The sequence below is a fragment of the Nocardia sp. NPDC004278 genome (assembly GCF_053602975.1).
The window spans coordinates 25,591-49,209 of the sequence record NZ_JBSGEQ010000012.1 but is presented as its reverse complement, the minus strand read 5'-3'; the positions used below and the strand labels follow the sequence as shown (position 1 = coordinate 49,209).

General features: G+C 65.2%; 27 protein-coding genes and 1 pseudogene. 11 read left to right on the top strand and 17 right to left on the bottom strand.

Annotation, left to right across the window (positions count from 1 at the left end; all coding sequences use genetic code 11):
* Positions 1–15: 15 nt before the first annotated feature.
* The 3 genes from ACWEO2_RS19915 to ACWEO2_RS19905 all read right to left on the bottom strand — a co-directional run bounded on the left by ACWEO2_RS19915 (position 16) and on the right by ACWEO2_RS19905 (position 1,935).
* Complete coding sequence (locus ACWEO2_RS19915; RefSeq protein WP_452406662.1) at positions 16–501, bottom strand: barstar family protein; 486 nt, start codon at positions 499–501, stop codon at positions 16–18.
* Entirely contained in the window at positions 501–989 is a 489-nt protein-coding gene (locus ACWEO2_RS19910; protein WP_452406661.1) for a ribonuclease domain-containing protein, read from the bottom strand. The genes ACWEO2_RS19915 and ACWEO2_RS19910 overlap by 1 nt, the downstream gene beginning before the upstream one ends.
* A gap of 130 nt (positions 990–1,119) precedes the next feature.
* Positions 1,120–1,935 carry an exodeoxyribonuclease III gene (locus ACWEO2_RS19905; RefSeq protein ID WP_452406660.1) on the bottom strand — a complete coding sequence of 272 codons (816 nt, stop codon included), beginning with the start codon at positions 1,933–1,935 and terminating at the stop codon, positions 1,120–1,122.
* A gap of 68 nt (positions 1,936–2,003) precedes the next feature.
* Between ACWEO2_RS19905 and ACWEO2_RS19900 the strand changes: the two genes are divergently transcribed.
* Both ACWEO2_RS19900 and ACWEO2_RS19895 read left to right on the top strand, forming a co-directional pair.
* Positions 2,004–2,858 carry an alpha/beta fold hydrolase gene (locus tag ACWEO2_RS19900; protein ID WP_452406659.1) on the top strand — a complete coding sequence of 285 codons (855 nt, stop codon included), beginning with the start codon at positions 2,004–2,006 and terminating at the stop codon, positions 2,856–2,858.
* A gap of 88 nt (positions 2,859–2,946) precedes the next feature.
* Positions 2,947–3,219, top strand: a complete 273-nt coding sequence (locus ACWEO2_RS19895; protein ID WP_452406658.1) for a hypothetical protein — start codon at positions 2,947–2,949, stop codon at positions 3,217–3,219.
* 349 nt (positions 3,220–3,568) lie between these two features.
* On the opposite strand, the gene ACWEO2_RS19890 is transcribed toward ACWEO2_RS19895, so the two are convergent.
* From ACWEO2_RS19890 to ACWEO2_RS19860, 7 genes are all read right to left on the bottom strand, one after another.
* Positions 3,569–4,855 carry an acyl-CoA dehydrogenase family protein gene (locus ACWEO2_RS19890; protein WP_452406657.1) on the bottom strand — a complete coding sequence of 429 codons (1,287 nt, stop codon included), beginning with the start codon at positions 4,853–4,855 and terminating at the stop codon, positions 3,569–3,571.
* 26 nt (positions 4,856–4,881) lie between these two features.
* On the bottom strand, positions 4,882–5,760 hold the full coding sequence (locus tag ACWEO2_RS19885; RefSeq protein ID WP_452406656.1) for an SDR family oxidoreductase: 879 nt from the start codon (positions 5,758–5,760) through the stop codon (positions 4,882–4,884).
* 27 nt (positions 5,761–5,787) lie between these two features.
* Entirely contained in the window at positions 5,788–6,666 is an 879-nt protein-coding gene (locus tag ACWEO2_RS19880) for a MaoC/PaaZ C-terminal domain-containing protein (RefSeq protein ID WP_452406655.1), read from the bottom strand.
* A gap of 17 nt (positions 6,667–6,683) precedes the next feature.
* Positions 6,684–7,118, bottom strand: a complete 435-nt coding sequence (locus tag ACWEO2_RS19875) for a type II toxin-antitoxin system Rv0910 family toxin (protein WP_433680814.1) — start codon at positions 7,116–7,118, stop codon at positions 6,684–6,686.
* A gap of 57 nt (positions 7,119–7,175) precedes the next feature.
* Positions 7,176–8,381: a lipid-transfer protein gene (locus ACWEO2_RS19870; protein WP_452406654.1), complete on the bottom strand. Its 1,206-nt coding sequence runs from the start codon at positions 8,379–8,381 to the stop codon at positions 7,176–7,178.
* 397 nt (positions 8,382–8,778) lie between these two features.
* Positions 8,779–9,438, bottom strand: a complete 660-nt coding sequence (locus ACWEO2_RS19865) for a TetR/AcrR family transcriptional regulator (RefSeq protein WP_452406653.1) — start codon at positions 9,436–9,438, stop codon at positions 8,779–8,781.
* Positions 9,439–9,484: 46 nt separating this feature from the next.
* Positions 9,485–10,045 (bottom strand): TIGR03086 family metal-binding protein, encoded by a 561-nt coding sequence (locus ACWEO2_RS19860; RefSeq protein WP_452406652.1) that lies wholly within the window; start codon positions 10,043–10,045, stop codon positions 9,485–9,487.
* A 180-nt stretch (positions 10,046–10,225) separates the two neighbouring features.
* Here ACWEO2_RS19860 and ACWEO2_RS19855 point away from each other — a divergent pair, with 180 nt between their 5' ends.
* The 5 genes from ACWEO2_RS19855 (at position 10,226) to ACWEO2_RS19835 (ending at position 14,097) form a co-directional block, all read left to right on the top strand.
* Positions 10,226–10,810: a TetR/AcrR family transcriptional regulator gene (locus tag ACWEO2_RS19855; protein ID WP_452406651.1), complete on the top strand. Its 585-nt coding sequence runs from the start codon at positions 10,226–10,228 to the stop codon at positions 10,808–10,810.
* Positions 10,811–10,906: 96 nt separating this feature from the next.
* Positions 10,907–12,046, top strand: a complete 1,140-nt coding sequence (locus ACWEO2_RS19850) for an epoxide hydrolase family protein (RefSeq protein ID WP_452406650.1) — start codon at positions 10,907–10,909, stop codon at positions 12,044–12,046.
* A gap of 3 nt (positions 12,047–12,049) precedes the next feature.
* The gene (locus ACWEO2_RS19845; protein ID WP_452406649.1) at positions 12,050–12,622 is read left to right on the top strand and encodes a hypothetical protein; all 573 of its coding nucleotides are present in this window, start codon (positions 12,050–12,052) and stop codon (positions 12,620–12,622) included.
* Between the two features lie 53 nt (positions 12,623–12,675).
* The gene (locus ACWEO2_RS19840) at positions 12,676–13,572 is read left to right on the top strand and encodes a LysR family transcriptional regulator (protein ID WP_452406648.1); all 897 of its coding nucleotides are present in this window, start codon (positions 12,676–12,678) and stop codon (positions 13,570–13,572) included.
* Between the two features lie 114 nt (positions 13,573–13,686).
* Positions 13,687–14,097: a nitroreductase family deazaflavin-dependent oxidoreductase gene (locus ACWEO2_RS19835; RefSeq protein WP_452406647.1), complete on the top strand. Its 411-nt coding sequence runs from the start codon at positions 13,687–13,689 to the stop codon at positions 14,095–14,097.
* Between the two features lie 3 nt (positions 14,098–14,100).
* Here ACWEO2_RS19835 and ACWEO2_RS19830 read toward each other — a convergent pair.
* Both ACWEO2_RS19830 and ACWEO2_RS19825 read right to left on the bottom strand, forming a co-directional pair.
* Positions 14,101–14,286 (bottom strand): annotated as a pseudogene (locus ACWEO2_RS19830) (MFS transporter); the annotation flags it as partial.
* A gap of 75 nt (positions 14,287–14,361) precedes the next feature.
* Complete coding sequence (locus tag ACWEO2_RS19825) at positions 14,362–15,579, bottom strand: helix-turn-helix domain-containing protein (protein WP_452406646.1); 1,218 nt, start codon at positions 15,577–15,579, stop codon at positions 14,362–14,364.
* A gap of 236 nt (positions 15,580–15,815) precedes the next feature.
* Between ACWEO2_RS19825 and ACWEO2_RS19820 the strand changes: the two genes are divergently transcribed.
* The 3 genes from ACWEO2_RS19820 to ACWEO2_RS19810 all read left to right on the top strand — a co-directional run bounded on the left by ACWEO2_RS19820 (position 15,816) and on the right by ACWEO2_RS19810 (position 16,682).
* On the top strand, positions 15,816–16,040 hold the full coding sequence (locus tag ACWEO2_RS19820; protein WP_452406645.1) for a hypothetical protein: 225 nt from the start codon (positions 15,816–15,818) through the stop codon (positions 16,038–16,040).
* A complete protein-coding gene (locus ACWEO2_RS19815) occupies positions 16,037–16,195 on the top strand; it encodes a hypothetical protein (RefSeq protein ID WP_452406644.1) in 159 nt (52 codons plus the stop codon). Before ACWEO2_RS19820 ends, ACWEO2_RS19815 begins: the two co-directional genes overlap by 4 nt.
* A gap of 241 nt (positions 16,196–16,436) precedes the next feature.
* Positions 16,437–16,682: a hypothetical protein gene (locus tag ACWEO2_RS19810; RefSeq protein ID WP_452406643.1), complete on the top strand. Its 246-nt coding sequence runs from the start codon at positions 16,437–16,439 to the stop codon at positions 16,680–16,682.
* Between the two features lie 197 nt (positions 16,683–16,879).
* Here ACWEO2_RS19810 and ACWEO2_RS19805 read toward each other — a convergent pair whose 3' ends face one another.
* On the bottom strand, positions 16,880–17,206 hold the full coding sequence (locus tag ACWEO2_RS19805) for a hypothetical protein (protein WP_452406642.1): 327 nt from the start codon (positions 17,204–17,206) through the stop codon (positions 16,880–16,882).
* A gap of 330 nt (positions 17,207–17,536) precedes the next feature.
* On the opposite strand from ACWEO2_RS19805, the gene ACWEO2_RS19800 reads away from it, so the two are divergent.
* A complete protein-coding gene (locus tag ACWEO2_RS19800; RefSeq protein ID WP_452406641.1) occupies positions 17,537–18,613 on the top strand; it encodes a serine hydrolase domain-containing protein in 1,077 nt (358 codons plus the stop codon).
* Positions 18,614–19,008: 395 nt separating this feature from the next.
* On the opposite strand, the gene ACWEO2_RS19795 is transcribed toward ACWEO2_RS19800, so the two are convergent.
* The 4 genes from ACWEO2_RS19795 to ACWEO2_RS19780 form a co-directional block, all read right to left on the bottom strand.
* A complete protein-coding gene (locus ACWEO2_RS19795) occupies positions 19,009–20,142 on the bottom strand; it encodes an MFS transporter (protein WP_452406799.1) in 1,134 nt (377 codons plus the stop codon).
* A gap of 133 nt (positions 20,143–20,275) precedes the next feature.
* On the bottom strand, positions 20,276–20,422 hold the full coding sequence (locus ACWEO2_RS19790) for a hypothetical protein (protein ID WP_452406640.1): 147 nt from the start codon (positions 20,420–20,422) through the stop codon (positions 20,276–20,278).
* 187 nt (positions 20,423–20,609) lie between these two features.
* Entirely contained in the window at positions 20,610–21,827 is a 1,218-nt protein-coding gene (locus tag ACWEO2_RS19785) for an NADP-dependent isocitrate dehydrogenase (protein WP_452406639.1), read from the bottom strand.
* A 289-nt stretch (positions 21,828–22,116) separates the two neighbouring features.
* On the bottom strand, positions 22,117–23,610 hold the full coding sequence (locus ACWEO2_RS19780; protein WP_452406638.1) for an MFS transporter: 1,494 nt from the start codon (positions 23,608–23,610) through the stop codon (positions 22,117–22,119).
* Positions 23,611–23,619 lie beyond the last annotated feature (9 nt).

The window sequence follows — 23,619 nt, the reverse complement described above, 5'->3', positions numbered from 1 at the left end:
AGCGGTCATTCGGCCCTACGCCCTCAGCCGGACGATCTGCGGATCGGCCGGTTCGCCTTGCAGGACAACGCGGAAGGCCAGGTCCTGGTTGGACCAATAGTCGGCGGCATCGCGCATTGTCTCGGCGAACCAGTCGCGCTCTTCCAGTTCATCGACCAGCAGTTCGGCCGAATCACGGATCACGGCAACGTATCCGGTGGCGGAGCCGACGAAATCATCCAGGTCGCGCAGACATTCGTCGAAGGCGTCCTTATTCGCGCCGAAGTAGTACGGGAACTGAAAAGCGGCGGCGAATTCGTCGAAAACGCCCGCGGTGGTACGCATCTTGCGACCGCGCAGTTCACGCACCACATAGCCGGAGGGTACGTCGTAGCGCACGCCGCTGAATGTCGTCGCGTCGACGGGGAGAGCACCGAGTACCGGTGTGCGTGCCGAGGGCACCGCGGTCGAGGACCGACCGGCCTCGGGGCGGGCAAGGAACTGCGATAACGAGACTGTCATCAGCGCATCCTCGTGAAGGTTTCGTAGTGGTCACCGGTGTACCAGGCGGAACCGTCGCTGCCGGTGACAATGCGCTCGGCGTCGCGAGAACGGTTGCGCTGCTTGGGGTTCACATCCCATTCCTGATAGGTGATGGGTTTGCCTGCCGAATCCTTGGCGGCCAGCGTGCCCGCGCGGTTCATCCAGGTTTCGCCGCCCTTGGTGCCCGGCGCGTTGGCCGAATCCGGCCAGCGGCCCGCATCGATCTCGACCAGGGTCGCGTATGCGCGGTCCGGTACACCGGGAGCTCGGGTCGCGGCGGGCGCGGTGGTCGTGTCCGGTCCGCGCACCGGTACCACCACGCTGGTGCTGCGCGCGGTCGAGGCGACCGAGGCGACGGTCGGTTTGCTGTCCCCGCCCCCGCGCGACGCGAGCACCGCGATCACCAACGCCAGCACCGCAACGCCCAGCACGGCGAGCGAGCGAACTCGCTTGGACGTCGAATTCATCAGCACTCCACCGCATTCCCCAGCGTCACCGCACCGTGTCGGGCGCGGGCATGAACTGTCTTCGACGTGCGGTTCATCGGCACTTCGCCGCTGTCCCCCGCATTGCCGTGCTTCATTATCGACGCGAACCTCATCGGTACTGCACCGTGACCGGAGCGTGGTCGGACCAGCGCTCGGCGTAGGTCGCGGCACGCTCGACCACTGCCTGCTTGGCCCGGGTGGCCACCTCGCCGCGCGCCAAGTGGTAGTCGATGCGCCAGCCGGCGTCATTGTCGTAGGCGCGACCGCGATAGGACCACCAGCTGTACGGACCGGGGACCCCCGGGTGCAGACTGCGCACCACATCCACATATCCGGCGGCGAGCATGTCATCAATCCAGGCCCGCTCGTCGGGCAGGAAGCCGGAGTTCTTCAGGTTGCCCTTCCAGTTCTTGATATCGAGTTCGGTATGGGCGACATTCCAATCGCCGCAGATCACGAAATCGCTGGTCTGCGCCTTCATATGCGCGCCGATATCGTTCAGGAACCGATACTTCTCATCCTGCATCGGCGTATCCGCCTCGCCGGTGTGCACATACACGCTGGCCACCGTCAGCTCGTCGAATTCGGCCTCGACGTAGCGCCCACTCGCGGCGAATTCGGCGCTGGGATGCCAGACACCGTCCTGCCAGCTCCCTATGCCGATGCGCACCGAGCGCGGTTCGCGACGAGACAAAATACCGACCCCGGCGCGCCCCTTCGACCCGGGCTCCGCATGCGTCAGATGCCAACCGGAATCCAACGCCGGAGCGAGCGCGGCGCGCGTCTGCTCATCGGTTGCCCGGGTCTCCTGCAGGCAGATGATGTCAGCCTCGGTGGCCGCCAGCCACTCGAGCATCCCCTTCCCCGTCTTCCCCGTCGCCGCCCGGACGCCGTTCACATTGATCGTGGAGATGATTGTCGGCACCTAACGACCGTACAATGCTGGTCAGACGAACTCCCCCGGACATCGCCGTCCAGAGAGGGGTGTTGACAATGATGTCAGGCACCACCAAATCCTCCGCCCGTCGCGCGCCGATCAAAGCGCTGCATGTCGGATCCGGTGACCCGGTCCTGTTGCTGCACGGGTTCATGCTCTCGCCGCATTGCTGGGAACAGGTCGCGCTGCGGCTTTCCTCACATTGCGAGGTCTTCGCCCCGGCCTTTGCCGGCCACTGGGGCGGCGAACCGATCGACGGCTGGTCCATCGATTTCCATGCCCTCGCCGACCGGATCGAGGATCAACTCGACGAACTCGGCTGGCGCACCTGCCATATCGCGGGCAATTCGCTCGGTGGCTTGGTCGGCTTCGAATTGGCCCGGCGCGGGCGAGCCCGCACGCTGACCGCGATCGCACCGGCGGGCGGCTGGCAGTCGCCGTCGCTTGCGCAATTGCGCGTCGGCGCGAAGTTCCTGGCCCTGGTGCCGATCGTCGAAATCGGCAAGCGCCTTGGCGGATTCGCGATCGACAATCCGATCGCCCAACGCCTCGCGCTGCTCGCGTTGAGCAAGAACGTCGCGGCCGTCTCCCGACGTGACGTCGCCGCCATGATCACCGCGGCCCTGCACTGCGACGCCATGCTCCCGATGATCGTCGGCAGCACACGTGGCCCGGCACTCGACGACCTCTCGAACCTCTCCACCCCCGTCCGCCTCCTGATGGCCGAATACGACCGCATCATCCCGAACCGCGCCTACGCGCGCCGCTTCCTCCAAGAACTCCCCGACTCCGCCGACCGCATCCTCGTCAACGGCGTCGGCCACGTCCCGATGCTGGAGGCTCCCGACCGCATAGCCACCCTGATAGCCGAACACATCTACGCCAGCCGCACCCATTTGCGCGCGGTCTGACACGCCGAATATCCACAGGTCAGCGAGTCGTCCACGGATCGCGGCAACCGAGTGATCCGCGAGTACCGGGCGACTACCCTTGCGCGCCATGAGGAGCCGAGAAATCGAGCATGCGATCAGCCAGCTCCGTGGCGACATCGACAGCCTGTGCGAGCTGGCCCACGCGACCGATAGCGCCGCCAAAGCCGCAAACCGCACGGTGCGCACCGCTGATCTACAACTGCGGCGGCTGGAGCTGAGGACAGGTACGCAACTGGCTGACCTCCTCGCTGCCCGGCGTTCGCACGGGATGGCGGCCCGGCATCTCGGTTGTCGGCATGCGAATGTCAACGCGGATGTGCGGCAACTGCAGGCCGGTTGAGCCGACTGGCTTATCGCATCGATCGCCTGTGTGATCGCACGAGCCGAATCAGGATGCAGGGCGACGCACTCGACCAGCGGGCGGGCGTATCCCGCAGACGCAGGGCCCAATTCGAACCACGGCTGAGCCAGCTCCACGCGCAGACTCAGCAGCTGATCGGCCGAGTCCATGAGCTCGAACGAGAGAATCGACGGCTGCAAGCGCGGCTGGCACAACTCGACCGTCGGGTTGCCGAGGTCCTGTCGCGGGTCCGGTAGCACTGGCCGGCTCTGGACCGACGGCACATGCCGATCCGTCACCACACATGTATCGCATGTGTGCCGGTGGCGAAAGGCATGTGCCGTCCGGACTACTGAGCGAGTAGGCCCTTCGCGATGTGAGTGACCTGGATTTCGTTGCTGCCCGCGTAGATCATCAGGGACTTCGCGTCGCGGGCGAGTTGTTCCACTCGGTATTCGGTCATGTAGCCATTGCCGCCGAAGAGTTGTACCGCGTCCATGGCGACGTCGGTGGCGGCCTCGGAGGCGTAGAGCTTCATGGCCGACGCCTCGGCGAGGGTCGGCGGCTTACCCGCCTTGCCGCGCTCGAGGGTGTTGAAGACCATGTTCTGCACGTTGATGCGGGCGATCTCCATCTTCGCCAGCTTGAGCTGGACCAGTTGGAAGCGGCCGATCTCCTGGCCCCACAGCTTGCGGCTCTTGGCGTATTCCACACAGAGCCGGTGACATTCGTTGATGATGCCGAGCGCCATGAAGGCGACGCCGATGCGTTCGGCGGTGAAGCTGGAGCGGGCGCTCTCGCGGCCGTCGCCGCCCTTGTGCTCCTCGGTCTCACCGAGCAGCCGGTCCCGACCCAAACGCACATTGTCGAAGAACAATTCACCGGTCGGCGAGGCGTGCAGGCCCATCTTCTTGAACGGCTTGCCCTGGGTGAGGCCTTCCATATCCTTGTCGAGGACGAAGGTGAGCACCTTGCGCTCGCGCTTGTCGACCGGAGCGGAGCCTGCAGAGGAGGCTGCGCCGCCCTCGTCGAGCTTGGCGTAGACGATCATCACATCGGCATACGGGCCGTTGGTGATGAAGGTCTTCTGGCCGTTGAGGATGTAGTCCTCGCCGTCACGCTTGACATAAGTCTTCATACCGCCGAATGCGTCCGACCCCGAATCGGGCTCGGTAATCGCCCACGACGCAACCTTTTTCATGGTGACGATATCGGCGAGCCACCGCTCCTTCTGCGCGAGTGTGCCGCGCGAGAGGATAGTGGTGGCCCCGAGACCGATACTGACGCCCATCGCGGTGACCAGCCCCATGCACACACCGGACAGTTCCCCGATGAGCACCGCCATCAGCGATTCCTGCCCCGCGAACGGACTACCGCCGGAGGACTTCTCGGACTTCTCCGGCGGCGGCTCCCCCGCCGCGAGCGCCTCGGCCTTCTTGCGCTCCTTCGCCAGCAGGCGTTGGACCGCCTCACCGCCCATCGCATCGATCCCGAAGTCGCTGAACAACTTCCGGATGATCGGATACGGCGTCAGCTCGCCGCTCTCCAGCGCGTCGAGGTGCGGGCGCACCTCCTTGTCGATGAAGCTGCGCACCGCCTCGCGGATCATCTCGTCGGTCTCGGACCATTCGAACATCGTCGTCTCCTAACGTTCCCGCGAGATCAAGGCAGCCGAGCGGCGATATCGTCGATGAGCCAGGGGCCCTCGGTCTCGATCGTCCGCACGTCGTGCCAGCCTGCCAGCTCGGAGATGGCACCGCCCTGTACTGCGAAAACCTTGCCGGTGAGCGGGCATTTATCGGTCGCCAGGTAGGCGACGAGCGGGGCGATATTGGCCGGGCTGAACGCGTCGAAATCGCCCTCCTCGATCGCCGCCGCCTCGGCGGCCATGATCTCGCCCATACCGGGTGTGGCGAGAGTGAGCCGGGTGCGTGCAATCGGTGCGATGGCATTGACCCGGACGCCGTAGCGGGCGAGTTCATCGGCCGCGACCAGGGTCAGCGCGGCGATTGCGGCCTTGGCCGCGCCGTAGTTGGCCTGCCCCGCATTTGGGACGGTCGTTCCGGAGGCGGACGCGGTATTGATCACCGCGGCATTCGGCTGGTTGCCCGCCTTGCTCTGCCCCTTCCAGTACGCGGCGGCGTGGTGCAGCACCGCGGCATGGCCCTTGAGGTGCACCGCGATCACCGCATCCCACTGCGCCTCGTCCATGCCAGCGATGAACGCATCGCGCAGGATACCCGCGTTATTGACCACGATATCGAGGCCACCGAACTCCGCAATCGCCTGCGCGACAGCATTTTCCGCGCCATCCCAGTTCGCGATATTGTCGGTGTTGGCCACCGCCCTGCCACCTGTCGCGATGATCTCGTTCACGACCTCCTGGGCCGGACCGACATCGGAACCCGCACCGGCATTGCTGCCGCCGAGGTCGTTCACCACGACCGCCGCACCTTCGCGGGCGAACAGCAGGGCGTGCGCACGCCCGATGCCACGGCCCGCGCCGGTGATGACGGCGACCCTTCCTTCTAGTGCACCCATCTGTATGGCTCCTAATGTGTTCGGTGATCAGTCGGCGACTTCGGCGCGACCGTCGCTGAGAACGACATCCGTCCCGCGAACGGTTTCGAAGGCGTAGGTGGTGACGCCATCGGCGGAACCGACCTTCCAGATCCGGGTCTCCAGGTCGTCGTTGGGGAAGACCATCTTGGCGAAGCGCACGGCAAATCGCTTCAGCCGGTTGACATCCGAACCGGCGACCTCGGTGAGTACCGCCCACGACGCGAAGGCCATGGTGCACAGTCCGTGCGCGATGATCCCGGGCAGACCCGCATCCCTGGCCACCTGCTCGTCGAGATGCAGCGGCACCGGATCGCCGGAGGCCGGTGAATAGCGATAGGTCTGGTCGAGATCGACGTGCTGTGGCACCACCGCGAGCGGATCCCCGGCCCGCAGACTCTCGTCGAACTTGTGCGCCGGAGCCGCGACACCAACCGTCCTACCTGCGTCGATATTGCGGAAGAAGGCGGTCAGATACTGCTCATTGACCAATTCCCCGGCCTCGGTGCGACATTCGATGAGGATGGTGATGGTGCTGCCGTTCGAACGGCTGGCGTAGCCGATCGCCTTGGCCCGCGACACCAGCCGGTCCCCGGGCCGGATCGCGCGGTGGAAATGGAAATCCTGCTCCCCGTGCACAACTCGGCCGAAGATGTCCATCGGCGCGACATCGATCACCGGCATCATCATGGCTTCGAAGACCGGAACGATGCCGAATATCGGCGCGGCCACCTTGCCCGCCAGGTGCGCCTCGATCGGATCATTGGTGGCGGCGGCATATTCGGCGATTCGTTCTAAAGTGACTTCGAAACTTTCTTCGTCACACCAGATTTCGAGCCCGCTGTCGTCGAATTCCACCGGCCGCGCCGCTGCGGCCTCCGCTGTCATCGCCCGCTCCTTCCGGCTCAGGCCGAGGCCAGCGCATCGAGCTGCTCGAGGGACCTGTCCAGCTGCTTCAGACCGTCCTTCTCGACCGCCTTGCCGAGTGCGCCCTTGATCAGCGCGCCCTCGAAATCGCCGGAGACCAGGATGGTGCTGCCATCGCCCTTGGGCTGGATATCGAAGGTGAATTCGGTCTTCACCCCGGCCATTCCGGTGCCGCCAAGGGTGAGCTTGCTGGGCTGCTCGACCGCTACCACGGTCCATTCCAACTTGTTCGCCATCCCGAGCATGACGATCTTCGCGACCAGCTTGGCCCCCTCGGCCAAGGTGGCGGGCGGCTCCTCCATGAACCGCTCGTGGATGGTGAACCATTTGTCCCAGGTCTGCGGGTCGGAGACCACCGCCCAGAGGGCATCGGGGGTGGCGTTGACGTCCTTGGTGGCTTCGATATGGCCCATCAGTTGACTCCTCGTCGAGTGAATGTCGATGCTGTGCAACGGCTTTCGCCGGTCGGATCAGCGGTCGGCCCGCTGGTAGGCCGTGACGACCGCGGCGCCGCCGAGGCCGATGTTGTGCTGCAGGGCGGCGGTGACGTTGTCGACCTGCCGCTGGCCCGCGGTGCCGCGCAGCTGCCAGGTGAGTTCGGAACACTGCGCCAAACCCGTAGCGCCCAGTGGATGTCCCTTGGAGATCAGCCCGCCGGAGGGGTTCACGACCCACTTGCCGCCGTAGGTGGTCTGGTCGTCATCGATGAGCCTCCCGGCCTCACCCTTGCCGCAGAGCCCGAGCGCCTCGTAGAGCAGCAGTTCGTTGGCGGAGAAGCAGTCGTGCAGTTCGATGACCTGGAAGTCCTCCGCACCGAGCCCAGCCTGTTCGTAGACCTTGTGCGCGGCTCGGACATTCATGTCGTAGCCGATGAGGTTCTTGGCGGTGCTGTCGAAGGTGGAGGCGAAGTCGGTGGTCATCGCCTGGCCGACGATCTCCACCGCCTGCGCCGCGAGGTCGTGCGAGTTCACGAAGTCCGCGCTGGCCAGGATGACCGCGCCGGAGCCGTCCGAGGTCGGCGAGCACTGCAGCTTGGTGAGCGGGTCGTAGATCATCCGCGAGCCCATGATGTCCTCGAGCGAATACTCGTCCTGGAACTGCGAATACGGGTTGTTCACCGAATGCTTGTGGTTCTTGTAGCCGATCTTCGCGAAATGCTCAGCGGTGGTGCCGTATTGCTTCATGTGCTCGCGACCGGCGGCACCGAACATCCACGGCGCCACCGGGAACAGCACCTCGGAGATCTCGGCCAGCGCCATGATGTGCCTGGCCATCGGCTGCTCGCGGTCGTCCCAGGTGGAGCCGAGCGAACCCGGTTGCATCTTCTCGAAGCCGAGCGCCAGCGTGCAATCGGCCAGGCCGCCCCGAATCGCCTGTGCCGCAAGGAAAAGCGCGGTAGATCCGGTCGAGCAGTTGTTATTGACATTGACCACCGGAATACCGGTCATACCGAGTTCGTAGACCGCGCGCTGACCGGAAGTGGATTCGCCGTACACATACCCGACGTAGGCCTGCTCGACCTCGCGATAGTCGATTCCAGCATCGGCGAGCGCCTTGGTACCCGATTCCCGCGCCATATCCGGGTAATCCCACGCGCTGCCATCTTCGTTCTTGCGGCGGCCCGGCTTCTCGAACTTCGTCATGCCGACGCCGACGACGTAGACCTTGTTCGTCATCGAACTCCCTCAGATAGGGCCGTCCGCGCCAGCGGCGAACGACAGTGGCCGATCCAGCGGGATCAAACTGCTAACAAACATACAAAGCTGTATGTAACTGCGCAAGATGCACACTTGGTCGGCATCACAATGCCGGCAAGTAACCAGATAGTTCCAGCTCGGACATCACATACAGCTGGACGTGTATGTACAGCCAATAGGCGCTGGTAACAGGCATCACGACATGCTCCGGCCAACGGATCCGACCCCAATTGCCGTGACACGCGTCACGCAATGGGGTGGGTATCGAGAGCTCCGCTATCGCAAGTCGCCCAGCTGCATCTATACCGACGCACACGCCGAAGAACGCACACAAGCACAGGGCTGCCGCGCAGACCAGCATCCGCGACGCAGCGACCTATTCGACCGACGTCCGATCCACCAGCGATTGCGCGGCCAGCGCCGCCGTCGCGACCTGCCGCAGATGCGCCGAGGCGCGCCGCCACCGCCGGTGCGCCCGTGCGGTATCCGGATCGATGAAGTTGGAGACCAGAATGCCGCGCAGCGCGTCCATCGCGGTGTAGATGAAATCGCGAGTCTCCTTGCGCCGCATCTCATCCGGCACGAATCGAGCGACCGCCATCAGCACCGCGTTATTGACGAACGGCTCGACCTTCTCCATGGCCGAGGCGAGCACCGGATCGGTCCGGCCCGCCACCCACAACTCGACCGTCGCGATGAACAGCGGCCCCTGATGCAGCTCCCAGAGAAATTCCAGGGCCACGCCGACCGGATCAGCACCGGCCTGGACCTTGGACATCTCCCGCATCGCGGTCTCGGCCCGCAGCTGCGCCAGATGACTGATCGCTGCCACCACCAGATCGGTCTTGGACCCGAAGTGATGCACCTGCGCCCCACGGGTGACCCCGGCTCGCTCGGCGACCCGGGGCGTCGTCGTTCCCCCATAGCCGTACTCGACCAGGCAGTCGATGGTCGCGTCGAGCAGCCGCGTCCGCATCTCACTGCTACGCTGCTCCTGCGTACGGCGCTGCCGTTTGGACGCTGCGGGCCTGGTCATTCCGGCGATTCTACACTTACATACAGCTCTGTATGTTCATTGGATATCAGCAGGCTCGGCCGAGGTAGGCGCAGAGCCTGCGATGCGCGGGGGCGTCCTCGGACATCGGCAGCTCGGGACCGAACATGCCGGGCGCACGGAAGTTGTCCATGCCCATGTCGCGCATGGTCGCGAGCATGTCCGCGCAGAGCTCCTCATCCAACAGCCGCTCCTGTCCGGTGGCGACCGCGAGATCGACGCCGTGCACGAGCACTTCGGTCAGATGGATCACCGCCGCCATCGGACCCGGCACACTACCGAATCCGAGATGGATATCGCGTTCCAGCGCGTCGGGGAGATGCCATGCCGCACTGTCGATTACGGCCGCGTCGGCGTAGGCGGCGTGCGGATCGACGCCGAGCCAGTCGTCGTGGTGCGCACGATCCGGTTCCACACCACGCAGTTGCGCGGCGAAGATGTTCATCCCGCCCACCAGATGATTGAGCAACTCGTGCACATCCCACTCCACACAGGGCGTCGGCGCGGTCATGCGGGCAGCCGGAATGCCTTTGACGATGGCGGCCGTCATTTCGATGGCACGGTCGATGCGGGCGATTACGGTGTTCATGCGGTACTCCAGAAGTGTTGACGGCCAAAAAGATTCGGTTCAGATGCAGGTTGTCGAGCCGCGGTCACAGAGCTGACCGGTCCCATCGCCAGCTCCTAAACGCAGTTCGCAACGGCGTTAATGGCAGCGTAACGCCGAACCGGCAACAAACGCAAGTACGAACTGCGTTAAGGTGGCTACATGACGGAACAGTCGCGCACCCGACGCCCGGGCGGCCGCAGTGCCCGCGTGCGGGCTGCGGTGCACCAAGCGGTCACCGAACTCGTCGCCGAACGCGGCTACGGGAAGTTCACCGTCGCCGAGGTCGCGGCCCGCGCGGGTGTGGCGGACACCAGCATCTACCGCCGCTGGGGCAATCTCGAGGCACTGGCCATGGAGGTCACCGTCGACCGGCTCACCACCGGATCGGCCATGCCGGATACCGGCGACCTGGCCGGCGACCTGCGCGCCTATGCCGCACAGGCGGCCCGAGATGTGAACGGCCCCAACGGACTCGCCCTGCTGCGCAGCATCCTCGCACTCATCGATACCGGCGAAGCTGGCGAACTAACCCGCGATCGGTTTCTCGCCGACCGGGTCGAACAGATCCAGCGCATGCTCGACCGGGCCACCGCCCGCGGCGAAAACGCCCCCGACGTACTGCAAGTGGTCGACATCATCCTGGCCCCCATGTACACCCGCACCCTCTTCGGCACCGGCCCGCTCACCGACGACTACGTCGACATGCTGGTCGACCGCCTGTTGCGCATCGGAGCCATTCGATAAGTAGAAGTTATCGGACCGGCTCGAAAACGGCGTTGTTCCCGCATTGCCGCTGACACAGGCTGAAGCGGCATGTTGGAACGACCCAATGGAGCCGAATTGTCCGAGATCAAACCCTTCCGCATCGACATTCCGCAGGCCGATCTCGACGACCTCGCCCTGCGCCTGCTGCGCACCCGGCTCGTCTCGGAACTGCCCGCCATGGCATTCGCGGGCCGGGGGGACGACGGCATACCGGTACGGCCCGATTCGGAATACGGAGTTCCGCTGTCGTATGTCGGTCCGCTGCTCGAATACTGGCGCGACATGTTCGATTGGCGCGCACAAGAGCGGCGACTCAACTCCTTTGCACAGTTCACCACCGAAATCGATAGGCAGAAGATTCATTTCGTGCACGTCAGGTCGCCGGAGCCGGATGCGATGCCGCTACTGCTGGCCCATGGGTGGCCCAGCACGTTCACCGAATTCCTCGGCCTGGTAGGCGAATTGACCGATCCGCGCGCTCATGGCGGTGATCCGGCAGACGCCTTCCACGTGGTGATACCGTCGTATCCGGGCTTCGCGTTCTCCGGGCCGACGCGCATAGCGGGCTGGCATCCGGTACGGATGGCGGCGCTCTTCAACGAGCTGATGATCCGGCTCGGCTATGACCGTTACGGTGTGCACGGCAATGACAGCGGCGCCACCGTCGCACCCGAAATGGGCAGGCTCGCACCGGAGAACGTGGTCGGCGTGCACGTCGACCAGATCTTCTCCTTTCCGAGGGGCGAGCCGGGCGAGTTGGACGGACTCACCGACCAGGAGCTGATGCTCATCCAATTCGGCCGGAAATTCCGCGAGTACTCCGGCACGGACTTCACCCGGCAGGCCCGGCCGCAGGCCCCCGGCCATGCCCGCTCCGATTCGCCGATCGACCAACTCGCCTGGAGCGCGCAGCTACTCACCGACTCCATGACCCGGGATGAGATCCTGACCAACGTCTCGATCTATTGGTTCACCAACACATCGGCGCCCGCGTGCCGGTTCTACTTCGAGAGTGAATATTCGACCCCGACCACTGTGCCGCTCGGGCTCGCCTCCTTCGGTCACGACTTCAAGCCACCGCGCAAGTTCGCCGAACGCGATCACAGCAATATCGTGCAGTGGCACGAATACACCCGCGGTGGACACTGGGCCGCCTACGAGGCGCCGGACCTGCTGCTCGCGGACATTCGCGATTTCTTCCGGAAAGTCATCTGAGATATGGGTATTCGACGTGTGGTCACCGGCCATGACGCGCAGGGCAAGGCCATTGTCGTCAGCGATGCGGAGCTAGCGCCGAGCGGGCATGGTCCGGAATCCATCTGGGCGACCGACACACCAGCTGCACTCCCCGACGCCGGGGCCCGGCCCGAGTTCACAGGTCCGCTCATCCCGCTCCCCGGGGGCGTGCACGTCATCCGGCTGGTCTTCCCACCACACTTCGACCCGGACGACTGGGCCGACTCCGCGGATCCGGTCCAGGCCGCGGCCGCCGCCATGGCACAGCTGTCCTCCTCGGTGGCCATCGTCGATGATCCGAACCCACCCGGAACCTACGGCGCGGCAGCGGGTTTCACCGGGTTCCACGCGACCGCGTCGGTGGACTGCCTGATGCAGCTCACGGGTGAGTCGGTGTGCCTGCTGGAGGACACCGAGATTCGTTTGGCACCCGGGGACTGGCTCGTCCTCAACGGTGTCGTGCACGCCTGGCGCAACGACAGCAGCCAAGAGGCGGTGTTGATCGGCGTGATCGCGGGCGCGAAGCACGGGGGCGCGCCGCTGCGGGCGCACTGACGACGACGTAATGTTCGGATCGCACAGCTGGCCGACCGAGCGGGAGGAACTCGATGGAGCTCAGAGACATCGAGATCTTCCTGACGCTGGCCGAGGAACTGCATTTCGGCAGAACCGCGCAACGGCTGCATCTGTCCCAGGCACGGGTCAGTCAATCCATCAAGAGTCAGGAGCGCCGCATCGGCGGTCGTCTGGTGGATCGTTCCAATCCCCGCAACGTCCAGCTCACTCCGCTCGGGCGCCAACTCCTGGCCGGACTGCTCCCGAACTATCGGGGCGTGGTCCGGGCGATCGAGCACGCCCGGCGCACCGCACGGGGCATCTCCGGCGTGCTGCGCGTCGCGATGATCGGCTACAACCCCTATGACTACCAACCCTTCTGGGATGCCTTCCGCAAGCGACACCCGGATTGGGAGCTGCAGATCCGCAGTAGCGAATTCGGTGACCAGTTCGGCCCACTGATGCGCGACGAAGCCGACATCGTCATCGCCTGGGTGCCGGTCGAAGAACCCGGCCTGACCGTCGGGCCGATCATCGCCATGGAGCCGATGGTGGCGATGATGCCCGACCGCCACGAGCTGGCTGGCGAGAAGTGGGTATCGCTCGAGGTCTTCGGCGACCGCGGCGTGCTGGAACCCAGCAACCCCCTGCCCGACTACTGGGAGGACGCCGTCAGCCCCTTCTACACACCCTCGGGCCGCTCCATCCACCGTGTCGCGCCGATCTCGACGCTCGAGGACATTCTGGCCACCGCCACCACCAGCGACGTCTTCACCAGCTGCATGAGCCACATCGCCCGCTACTACAACCGACCCGGCATCTCCTACCTGCCCATCACCGATTCCCATCTGGTTCGGTGGGCACCGGTCTGGCGCAGCGACTCCGAAACAGAGCAGATCCGTGCATTCGCTCAGGTGATCCGCGATATGGGCTGCCTCGTGCAGAAGTGAGCCCCCGGCCGCTCTTGGCACCGGGAAATCGACACCAGGCTGTCGACATTGCCCCCGCAGCGCACCGCCATCGGCAAGGATTACCGGGTAACCCGATCTCGATCGAGGAGCGATATGACCGACTGGAACAAGAACATCATCGAGGAGTTCCGGACCAATAATGGCAAGGTAGGCGGCCCGTTCGAAGGCAAGGACCTGCTGTTGCTCACCACGACCGGCGCAAAATCCGGACTGCCGCGGACCAATCCGACGGCCTATATCCGCGACGGCGACCGCCTGGTGATCATCGCGTCCAAGGGCGGTGCACCCGGCAACCCGGACTGGTACCACAATCTGCTCGCGAATCCGAAGGTCAAGCTGGAAATCGGTACCGAAACCATCGAGGCGACCGCCACCCCGATCACCTCCGGCCCGGAACGCGATCGGCTCTACGCCGCGATGGTGGCGGCCATGCCCGGCTTCGCCGAATACGAGACCAGGACCAGTCGGGTGATTCCGGTCGTCGCACTGCAGCCGAGCACCTGACGCCTACGTTCGACGCGCGGCCCAGACCGTGAGGGTGAACAACAGCACGCCGAGGACGGCCAGCCCCGCGCCGACGGTGGCCGGAGCGGTGTAGCCGAGATCCGCCGCGATCACGAGCCCGCCCAGCCACGCGCCCGCGGCATTGGCCATATTGAGGGCGGCATGATTGAGCGCCGCGGCGAGTGTCTGATCAACGTGTCAGGTTGCACGCCTTTAAAGGCACTGGTCACAGCGAATGTCCTCGACCGTGCCGCTGTACTGCTCTCACTTGGGCACGACGCCGACCCGCCGAGCGAGCCGCCCGAGTTCCCCGGTGGTCAGGTCGCGCCGCGCGGTCCGCATCATGTGGCCGACCAGTTCGCGCACCGGAGACATGGTGCGGACATGCTGGGGCGCGGCGTGTTCAGCCCGCAGCAGGGCGTACAGCGAGTCGCGGTAGTTTTTCTGCATGGCGTGCGCCTTGCCGATTTCCACGAAGTACTGAGCGCGCCGCCCCTCGTTCGGCAGGTCGTCCGGTGACAACGTCGGCGCGAGGACGAGCACTTGACCGGGTTCGCGCCGCTCCATGGCAGCGGACATACGCCACAGTGCGACGTTCGCCGGGCCGAACGAATCATTGTGTGCCACAGATGTATTCGGTTCGGCCCCGGCCAACCGGTCGGCCTGTTCGGCTGCCTCCACGAGATGCGGTTCCGGGTCGCCGCCCATCGTCGCGGCCACCATCGACGCCTGAAGGTGCAGCATCCCGTACGTCTCGATCTCGCCGACAGTGCGCACATCTGCCGCGATCTTCTCGGCGGTGCCGATCGTCGTGGCCAATGCGGCAGGCAACGCACCAGGACGCGACAGCATGATCTGACCTTGGCTGAACGCAGCCGCAGCGAGCGCGGCGGGTGCACCGACATGTTCCGCTGCGCGTTCGGCCTCCTGTGCCGCAGTCCAGGCCAGAGCGTGATAGCCACGCGCCCGCAGCGCCGATGCGACCCCGTAGGCCACGACTCCTAATACGTCCCATGCCCTTTCAGCGTTCGCGCTATCGGTATCGCGCACATGCCGGTAGGCGTCGATCAGCATCGGTGCGAGCATCGGCCCGAGCGTCATGTAATCGCAGTCGTTGCGGAGCTTGGTTGCCGTGCGGGTCAGCGCCGCCAGTTCGTCAAGGGTGCGCGGCGCTCTGGTGTCGGTCACATTGCCCCGCGCCCACAGGACGGTTTCCAGCTCGGGCACGGCCGCGTGGAATCCGGCGGTGGACGGGTCGAGCTTGTCTTGCTCGTGGCCGGTCAGGTCGCCGATGGTGACGCCGAGTCCCGCAGCCAGGGCATGCAACGTGCGTCGCGAGTCGACAGGTCGTTCGCCGTTCTCGTACTTGGCGATTGCCCCACGACTGAGCTCTGCCCGATCGGCAAGCACCTGTTGCGATATGCCCCGCCGCGCCCGGATCGCGCGTACCCGCTGGCCGATGTACCGGTCTTCGCTGTTCATGTGCGCTCCCTCGATGGCACTGACAAGGCACATGTTACGTGCGATGTCCCGCTGTGGGGCATCGCGCGGTCGCCGCAGCGCCAAGCTTCTGCATAGCCCCGCCGCCGGGTAGACAGCGCTCCTCGGCGGCGGGTGCCTACCAACTGGACAGCGGAAGGCGCAGGGGAATGGAAGCGCTCGCATGGTTAGACCCGACATCACCGACTTCGGAATGGGACGAGGCCCAAATTCGTCGTTTGGCGCGGCGATTGGGCTACGTGCTGCACTGGGCCGACGCAGGCTCAGTACTCGGTCTGGTCGAACAGGCCGCCGGGCTAGGCGTCGACGTGGTGCTGTTGCCGTCCTCGGCACACCTGAACGCCCAAACCCTGAATCGACTGATGGGGTTTACTGATGTCGAATGCGCCTGCCCGCGTGAGTCTTTCGCCCGCTGGTCCGCGCTCGGCGGGGTGCACCGATGATCGCGCTCGGGTGGATGACCGTGTTCGGCCTGCCCCTGACCGTGGTGTTCGCGGCGATCTTCTGGCCCGAACGCATCCCGAAAGACCAGACTGTCGAGGCCATTCGGCGGCAGGTCGAGTCGGAGGAATCCGACTGCCCGGAAGACAATTTCTGACCGCCGATCGCGAAAGATCAGCGAGGCAAGGGGATTGGCGCGGCACTGCTGGACCACTGTGTGCACACGTACGTATCCCACGAAAATTAGGGCGTTGGAAATCATGGCGTTTCGATCCGGTCGATCGAGGCTACCGTCTACCAGGTCTCGATTCCGCGCTTGGCGCTGGACCGGACAGGGCCGCCTGTGCGACATGCAGCGCGGCCATGGACACCTGTTTACGGAGAGGATCTGTGGGGTAATGCGAATCATTGCGAATGCTGCTGTGCTGACCGCGATTTCAGCGGGGATGCTGGCGGGCGTCGGCGCTCCGGCGACGGCCATGGTCGTCGACCGGCTCGGCGAGGCCGCACCGGTGGCGGGGACGACGGGGTCCAGCTCGGGCTCTGCTGGACCCGCGCTGAATGCGCTGCTGTGTGCGCTGCTAGGTGGTGTCACCGGCTCGACCGAGACGACCCCACCTCAGTGTCACCTACCCACCACCTAGGCCACAGGAAGGACAGTGCTGCCTGTCCCCTACTCCGTCATCATCGTCTGATGCGATTCTCCAAGCGCTGTGGGCTGGTCCCTGTCAGGTCCGCTGTCCTCGGTTTGAAGTGTCGAGATCGGCGTGACGCTGCTGCGTACAGCGCCGAACTGCGGAAACACCGTGCAGCCCAGGGCGTCTCGCGGACGTTCGTTACCTCACGGTCCCGGAGGGAAGACGCCCTGGCCCGGAGTGAGGATTCCGTCGGGGTCGTAGCGTTTATGGGCCGCCTCGAAGGCGTCCCATGCGGGGCCGTAGTGGGTGCGCCACTCCTCATGTGTGGTGGGTATGGAGCCGACCGGGTACTGGTAGCCCCCGACGGCTTGGGCGCGCAGGTAGAGGGAGCGGTTGGCCTCCACCATGTCCTGCGGGCTCTCGGCTCCGTGCGAAGCGGTTCTGAGCAGTGTGAAGAGGAAGACCGTCTCCTCGTCGGGCAGGCGCAGCAAGGGCAGGCGCAGGCGGGCGCGGGGGAAGGGATAGAGCATCGGGCGGAATTGCTCGCCGCGAGACGCCGGGATTCTCGGGATGGGTCGTCCAAGAGACAGATTCAGCGCAGGCACCGGGTCGGATACCGGACGGTCTGCCATCGAGGCGGCGCGCCGGATACATCTCGCGGGTGAGGCACGCCTGGCCCTCGAGTATCGAAAGACGGTGTGTCAGTTGGCTCTCGGGGGTGACGTGTGCCCTGGCCGGGGCTGCCTAGCATGAGGTCCGCCAAGCTGTTGGAGGACAAAATGCTCGGATCCGGGAAGGTTTTCGGCTCTGTGTGCGTCGCGGCGGCGTTGACGCTGTGCGCGTGCGGGACAGACAGCGACGTGAGTACCCCAGCACCACCCGGCTACACCGATGTGCGCACCATCCTGCAACGGTTGACCGGCGCCGGCGGCGCACCCGGAGTGCTGCTCGCGGTGCGCGACGCGCGCGGCCGGACAGTGCTGACCAGCGGCGTCGCGAACATCGAGACCCACGCACCGATCGCGGGCGACAGCCGGTTCCGCATCGGCAGCATGACCAAAATGTTCGTCGCCACTGTGGTGTTGCAACTCGTGGCCGAGCGTCGGGTCGTGCTCGACGCACCGGTCGAGCAGTATCTGCCCGGCGTGATCAGTGGAAACGGCAACGACGGGCGCGGCATCACGGTGCGGCAGCTCCTCCAGCACACCAGCGGCCTGCCCGACTATCTGGAGTACCTCAGCTTGGGGGAGGTACTGACAGATCCTGTCGCGCACCATGATCCGCTGGAACTCGTGCAGATCGCGCTCGCCCACCCGCGACTGTTCGCCCCCGGGACCGGCTGGCAGTACTCCAGCACCAACTATGTGCTGGCCGGAATGCTCATCGAGCAGGTCACCGATCGACCGTACGAGCAGGAGATCGAGCAACGCGTCATCGGGCCGCTCGGCCTCCACGACACCTTCGTCCCCCGGGACGAATCGGCAATCCCCGGCACCCACCCGCAGGGATACGCCGAGCCGGAAGGTTCCCTCATCGATACCACCGAGGTCAACCCGTCGATCGCGGGCGCCTCCGGAGCAATGATCTCCAGTGCCGCGGATCTGGATCGTTTCCTCGACGCACTCGTGAACGGCGGGCTCCTTCGCCCGTCCGAACTGCAGGCGATGATGACGACCCACCCCACCGGCAGTTCATCCGGCAGTACCTACGGCCTGGGCCTGGAGAGCTCATCTCTACCGTGCGGCGGCATGTACTGGGGACATGACGGCGGGATCTTGGGATTTCAGACCCTGGGCGGTGTGACGACCGACGGCCGCAGCGTCACCGTCATGGCCAATCTGTACCCGGGTGGCAGAGACGCACCGGTGGGGGCGGACATGCGCACCGCCCTCACCACTGCGCTGTGCGCAAGCACCCCCTCGAAGCCCAAGCCCTGACCGTGTGCGGCCGACATCGACTGCGGCGCAACCAAGTCCTGGACGAAACACGCTGCTGCCGAAGCTACTTCGCGCCTCCTGAGAGTTTCTGGATTCCAGGGCCGACAAGCGCACCTTCTGCAGCACACCTACAGGGGGCCACACTCCCGAACCAGACAGTCCCCGAACACCTCCCATCCCGACACCGGCAGTTCAAGCGACACACCACTCGGACGATGCCCAATTTCACGACCAGAACACGGCCTCAGACCCATCGAACCGACACTCGAATCCGCGACCAACTGACGCCGGAACGAGAGCCATCTGTGCTGCTAGCGGGCCTCATCCGACAGACGCGATTATTACCAGAACCGCAGATAATGAGACTTGTCGCACTGCAACCGAGCACCTGACGCCTACGTTCGACGCGCGGCCCAGACCGTGAGGGTGAACAACAGCACGCCGAGGACGGCCAGCCCCGCGCCGACGGTGGCCGGAGCGGTGTAGCCGAGATCCGCCGCGATCACGAGCCCGCCCAGCCACGCGCCCGCGGCATTGGCGATATTGAGGGCGGCATGATTGAGCGCCGCGGCGAGTGTCTGCGCGTCGGCGGCGACATCCATCAGCCGGGTCTGCAGGGCTGGCGCGAGCGCGGCGCCCGACGCGCCGATGAGGAAGGCGCCGACGCCCGCGGTGTACGGATTGTGCGCGGCGGCAACGAATCCCGCGAGAATGACCACCATGGCGATCATCGAGAGGTAGATCGCCCGGTCGACGCCGCGGTCGGCGAGAATGCCGCCGACGATATTGCCCGCGACCATGCCCAGGCCGAAGAGCATGAGCACGAACGGAACCAGACCCAGCCGCATGCCCGCCACATCGGTCAGCGTGGTGGTGATGTAGGTGTAGACGGCGAACATGCCGCCGAAGCCGATCGCACCGACCAGCAGGGTCAGCAGTACTTGCGGGCGACGGAGTGCGCCGAGTTCGGTCATCGGATTGGTGATCCGGATGCCGTGCAGTTCGGGAACGAACCGAATGAGGGCGGCGACCGTGACGATGCCGATCACCGCGACCACCACGAAGGCGTCGCGCCAGCCCAGATGCTGGCCCAGCCAGGTGGCGCTGGGAACGCCGACGACATTGGCGGCGCTCAATCCCAGCATAACCGCAGCAACCGCCTTTGCGCGCTGCCCTACCGGAGCCAATGTGGCGGCGGCCAGCGAGGCGACACCGAAGTACGCGCCGTGCGGCAGGCCGGAAACGAATCGGGCGACGACGAGGGTTTCGAAGGAGGGCGCGCCAACGGTCGCCGCATTTCCGATGGTGAACGCCACCATCAGGGCAATGAGCAGACGTTTGCGCGGCACCCGTGCGGCCAGCGCGGCGATCACCGGAGCTCCGATGACCACGCCGAGCGCATAGGCCGATACCGCATGCCCCGCGGTCGGCTCGGATACCTTCATGGCGCTGGCGATATCGGGCAGCAAACCCATCGTGACGAATTCGGTTGTGCCGATTCCGAATCCGCCGAGGGCCAGTGCCAGCATCGCCGGAATATGCCAGTCCGTCCGTTCGGCCTCGGCGGGTGCTGGGGTCTGGGTGGCAACGGAACCGGTCACGTACTCATGTAACCGCCCGACGACTCCTGTCGCTTCCCGGATCGGCGTGAGTTCCCCCACGTCAGCATCGAGAATTCGGACGAACCACGGCCGCACCGCGCATATCGGGCAGCCCGACGGCAACATGTCGGCTGCGGGCACCCAGCAGGCAGATGCGGATCACGTGCAGGGCCGCCGCACGCGCGGGTCGCGGAAACAGTGCGGGCACCCTTACCACCGTCGTGGTGCAGGTGCCCGGCTCAGCACCGATGCTCCGCGCTGTAGGTGGAGCCCGGCTTTCACATCAACACGGGTAACTCGTCGGGGACGCCCCGACCTCAGCCGCGCACTTACCGGCAGCCCGGTGCGAAGATCTGCACCGACGACCGGCAAGAGGCGCGGAGAGGCGGGGAAGCTCAGCGCAGGGCGCGGGCCAGGTTGGCGTCGAGCGCACCGAGGAATTCCTCGGTGGTCAGGTAGCCCTGGTCGCCGCCGACGAGCAGCGCGAGGTCCTTGGTCATCTGGCCGCCCTCGACGGTCTTGATGACGACGTCCTCGAGGGTCTGCGCGAAGCCGATCACCTCGGGGGTGTTGTCCAGCTTGCCGCGGTGCTCGAGGCCGCGGGTCCAGGCGAAGATCGACGCGATCGGGTTGGTCGAGGTCGGCTTGCCCTGCTGGTGCTGGCGGTAATGCCGGGTGACTGTGCCGTGCGCGGCCTCGGCCTCACAGGTCCTGCCGTCCGGGGTGAGCAGCACCGAGGTCATCAGGCCGAGCGAACCGAAGCCCTGGGCCACGGTGTCGGACTGCACGTCGCCGTCGTAGTTCTTGCAGGCCCAGACGTAGCCGCCCTCCCACTTCATGGAGGAGGCGACCATATCGTCGATCAGGCGGTGCTCGTAGGTGAGGCCCGCGGCGTCGTACTGGGTCTTGAACTCGGTATCGAAGACTTCCTGGAAGGTGTCCTTGAACATGCCGTCGTAGGCCTTCAGGATGGTGTTCTTCGTCGACATGTACACCGGGTAGTTCTGCTGCAGCCCGTAGTTGAGCGATGCGCGCGCGAAATCCTCGATGGACTTCTTGAAGTTGTACATGCCCATGACGACGCCGCCGTCCTCGGGCATCTTCACGACCTCGTGCACGATCGGCTCGCTGCCGTCGTCCGGGGTGAAGGTGAGGGTGACCGTGCCGCCCTGGAACACCTTGAAGTCGGTGGCGCGGTACTGGTCACCGAACGCGTGACGGCCGATGATGATCGGCTTGGTCCAACCGGGGACCAGACGCGGCACATTCGAGATGATGATCGGCGCGCGGAAAATGGTGCCGCCGAGAATATTGCGGATGGTGCCGTTGGGCGAGCGCCACATCTTCTTCAGGCCGAATTCCTCGACCCGGGCCTCATCGGGGGTGATGGTGGCACATTTGACACCGACGCCGTGCTCTTTGATGGCGTTCGCGGCGTCGATGGTGACCTGGTCGTCGGTCTTGTCCCGATACTCGATACCGAGGTCGTAGTACTCCAGGTTCACATCGAGATAGGGGTGGATCAGCTTGTCCTTGATGAACTGCCAGATGATCCGGGTCATCTCGTCGCCGTCGAGTTCGACGACTGTGCCTTCAACCTTGATCTTGGACATGGATCTTCGTGTCCTCCTAGGATGGTGCCCTTATTGCACGGCCAGGCGAACACGCTTGTGAGCGGACCCTAGCTGTTCCAACAGACAACGTATATGTCCCGCGTTGTCCACGAGACATGTGGTGCAAACAAGACAAGCGTACTGCTGCCATTGACCGCGCCGCGCGAGCAGCCCCCCATGTGAAGACGCTCGAAATTGTTACCGACAAGTAGGTCGGCAGTGACGCGCACCACCGCGAAATAGCAATGTCCGGGTATCCCGAAGGACACCCGGACCAGCTATTTCATGATCAGACCGCGAGCGGAATCCGCGAGCCCTCCTCGGATCCCTCGATCAGGTTTTCCGGCTTGTCCCGAATCATCAACGCGATCACTGGAATTGCGGCGAGGAAGAATCCGGCGCCGACATAGAACGCGACGTCATAGCTGTGGATCGAGGCACGGGCCATCAGGTTGTCGACCGTCGGGTTGTTCTGCGCGAAGGTCTTGGCCGTCTGCACCGAGATCGTGGTGAGCAGCGCGGTACCGACCGCACCGCCGACCTGCTGGGCCGCGTTCAGCAGCGCACTGGCCACACCCGAATCCTCCTCCTCGACCTGATGCAGCGCGACGGTCTGCATGCCGACGAACAGCGGGCCCATGCCGAGGGCGATCAGTACCTCCGCGGGCAGCACAGTGGCCGCGTAGCTGTCGCCGAAGCTCAGCTGCGCCAGCCACACCAGTCCCAGCACACCGAGCGCGGCACCCGCCACCATCAGCGGACGCGGGCCAAGCTTCGGCAGCAGCGCGCTGGTGACACCGGCGGAGATCGCGATGCCCGCCGGGAACGGCAGGAAGGCGAAGCCGGCCTTCAGCGACGAGTAGCCGAGGGTGATCTGGAAGTAGTAGCTCAGGAACAGGAACATCGCGAACATGGCGATCGGGATCAGCAATGCGGCGATGAAGGCGCCACCGCGGTTGATCTCACCCGGAATATGCAGCGGCAGCAGCGGATTCGTCGAGCGACGCTCGATGACGACGAAGGCGATCAGCAGTGCGACACCGACGATGAGCAGCCCAAGGGTGCTCCCGGCCAGCCAGCCGTCCTCGGCGGCCCGGCTGAATCCGTACACGATGGCGATCAGACCGAGCGTCACGGTGACCGCACCCGGGACGTCATAGCCGCCGGTACGCGGGATCGGCACATCCTTGACCACGAACGCCAGCGTGCCGAGCAGCGCGAGCAATGCGACGGGGGTGTTCACCAGCAGGCACCACCGCCAGGAGGCGTACTCGGTCAGTGCGCCACCGATGATCAGGCCGAGCGCCGCGCCACCCGCGGAGATTCCGGCGAAGACGCCGAACGCGGTCGCACGCTCCTTCGCCTCGGTGAAGGTCACCGAGAGCAATGACAGCGCCGCCGGTGCGAGCAATGCCGCGAACGCGCCCTGCAGCGCACGCCCGGCAAACAACTCGGCGCCGTTCTGCGCCAGACCGGCCACCGCGGATGCCCCGGCGAAGCCGACCATGCCGACGATGAAGACTCGCCGACGTCCCATGTAGTCGGCCAGCCGTCCGCCGAGCAGCAGCAGACCGCCGAAGATCAGCGTGTATGCGGTGAGCATCCACTGCCTGTTGCCGTCGCTGATGTTGAGATCCTGCTGCGCGAAGGGCAGCGAGATGGTCACGATGGTGGCGTCGAGAACCACCATGAGCTGGGCGAATGCAATCACCCCCAGTGCCAGCCAGCGCGTCGAGCTGGCCTGCCTTTCCGGAACTTCCACCACTGTCGCGGTCTCGCTCACTGTCTTCTC

What these genes read in the sequence shown, in the direction of transcription:
- ACWEO2_RS19915 (WP_452406662.1), bottom strand. Translation starts at nt 501, where the DNA reads ATGACAGTCTCGTTATCGCAGTTCCTTGCCCGCCCCGAGGCCGGTCGG.
- ACWEO2_RS19910 (WP_452406661.1), bottom strand. Translation starts at nt 989, where the DNA reads ATGAATTCGACGTCCAAGCGAGTTCGCTCGCTCGCCGTGCTGGGCGTT.
- ACWEO2_RS19900 (WP_452406659.1), top strand. Translation starts at nt 2,004, where the DNA reads ATGATGTCAGGCACCACCAAATCCTCCGCCCGTCGCGCGCCGATCAAA.
- ACWEO2_RS19895 (WP_452406658.1), top strand. Translation starts at nt 2,947, where the DNA reads ATGAGGAGCCGAGAAATCGAGCATGCGATCAGCCAGCTCCGTGGCGAC.
- ACWEO2_RS19890 (WP_452406657.1), bottom strand. Translation starts at nt 4,855, where the DNA reads ATGTTCGAATGGTCCGAGACCGACGAGATGATCCGCGAGGCGGTGCGC.
- ACWEO2_RS19885 (WP_452406656.1), bottom strand. Translation starts at nt 5,760, where the DNA reads ATGGGTGCACTAGAAGGAAGGGTCGCCGTCATCACCGGCGCGGGCCGT.
- ACWEO2_RS19880 (WP_452406655.1), bottom strand. Translation starts at nt 6,666, where the DNA reads ATGACAGCGGAGGCCGCAGCGGCGCGGCCGGTGGAATTCGACGACAGC.
- ACWEO2_RS19875 (WP_433680814.1), bottom strand. Translation starts at nt 7,118, where the DNA reads ATGGGCCATATCGAAGCCACCAAGGACGTCAACGCCACCCCCGATGCC.
- ACWEO2_RS19870 (WP_452406654.1), bottom strand. Translation starts at nt 8,381, where the DNA reads ATGACGAACAAGGTCTACGTCGTCGGCGTCGGCATGACGAAGTTCGAG.
- ACWEO2_RS19865 (WP_452406653.1), bottom strand. Translation starts at nt 9,438, where the DNA reads ATGACCAGGCCCGCAGCGTCCAAACGGCAGCGCCGTACGCAGGAGCAG.
- ACWEO2_RS19860 (WP_452406652.1), bottom strand. Translation starts at nt 10,045, where the DNA reads ATGAACACCGTAATCGCCCGCATCGACCGTGCCATCGAAATGACGGCC.
- ACWEO2_RS19855 (WP_452406651.1), top strand. Translation starts at nt 10,226, where the DNA reads ATGACGGAACAGTCGCGCACCCGACGCCCGGGCGGCCGCAGTGCCCGC.
- ACWEO2_RS19845 (WP_452406649.1), top strand. Translation starts at nt 12,050, where the DNA reads ATGGGTATTCGACGTGTGGTCACCGGCCATGACGCGCAGGGCAAGGCC.
- ACWEO2_RS19840 (WP_452406648.1), top strand. Translation starts at nt 12,676, where the DNA reads ATGGAGCTCAGAGACATCGAGATCTTCCTGACGCTGGCCGAGGAACTG.
- ACWEO2_RS19835 (WP_452406647.1), top strand. Translation starts at nt 13,687, where the DNA reads ATGACCGACTGGAACAAGAACATCATCGAGGAGTTCCGGACCAATAAT.
- ACWEO2_RS19825 (WP_452406646.1), bottom strand. Translation starts at nt 15,579, where the DNA reads ATGAACAGCGAAGACCGGTACATCGGCCAGCGGGTACGCGCGATCCGG.
- ACWEO2_RS19815 (WP_452406644.1), top strand. Translation starts at nt 16,037, where the DNA reads ATGATCGCGCTCGGGTGGATGACCGTGTTCGGCCTGCCCCTGACCGTG.
- ACWEO2_RS19810 (WP_452406643.1), top strand. Translation starts at nt 16,437, where the DNA reads ATGCGAATCATTGCGAATGCTGCTGTGCTGACCGCGATTTCAGCGGGG.
- ACWEO2_RS19805 (WP_452406642.1), bottom strand. Translation starts at nt 17,206, where the DNA reads ATGCTCTATCCCTTCCCCCGCGCCCGCCTGCGCCTGCCCTTGCTGCGC.
- ACWEO2_RS19795 (WP_452406799.1), bottom strand. Translation starts at nt 20,142, where the DNA reads ATGCTGGCACTGGCCCTCGGCGGATTCGGAATCGGCACAACCGAATTC.
- ACWEO2_RS19785 (WP_452406639.1), bottom strand. Translation starts at nt 21,827, where the DNA reads ATGTCCAAGATCAAGGTTGAAGGCACAGTCGTCGAACTCGACGGCGAC.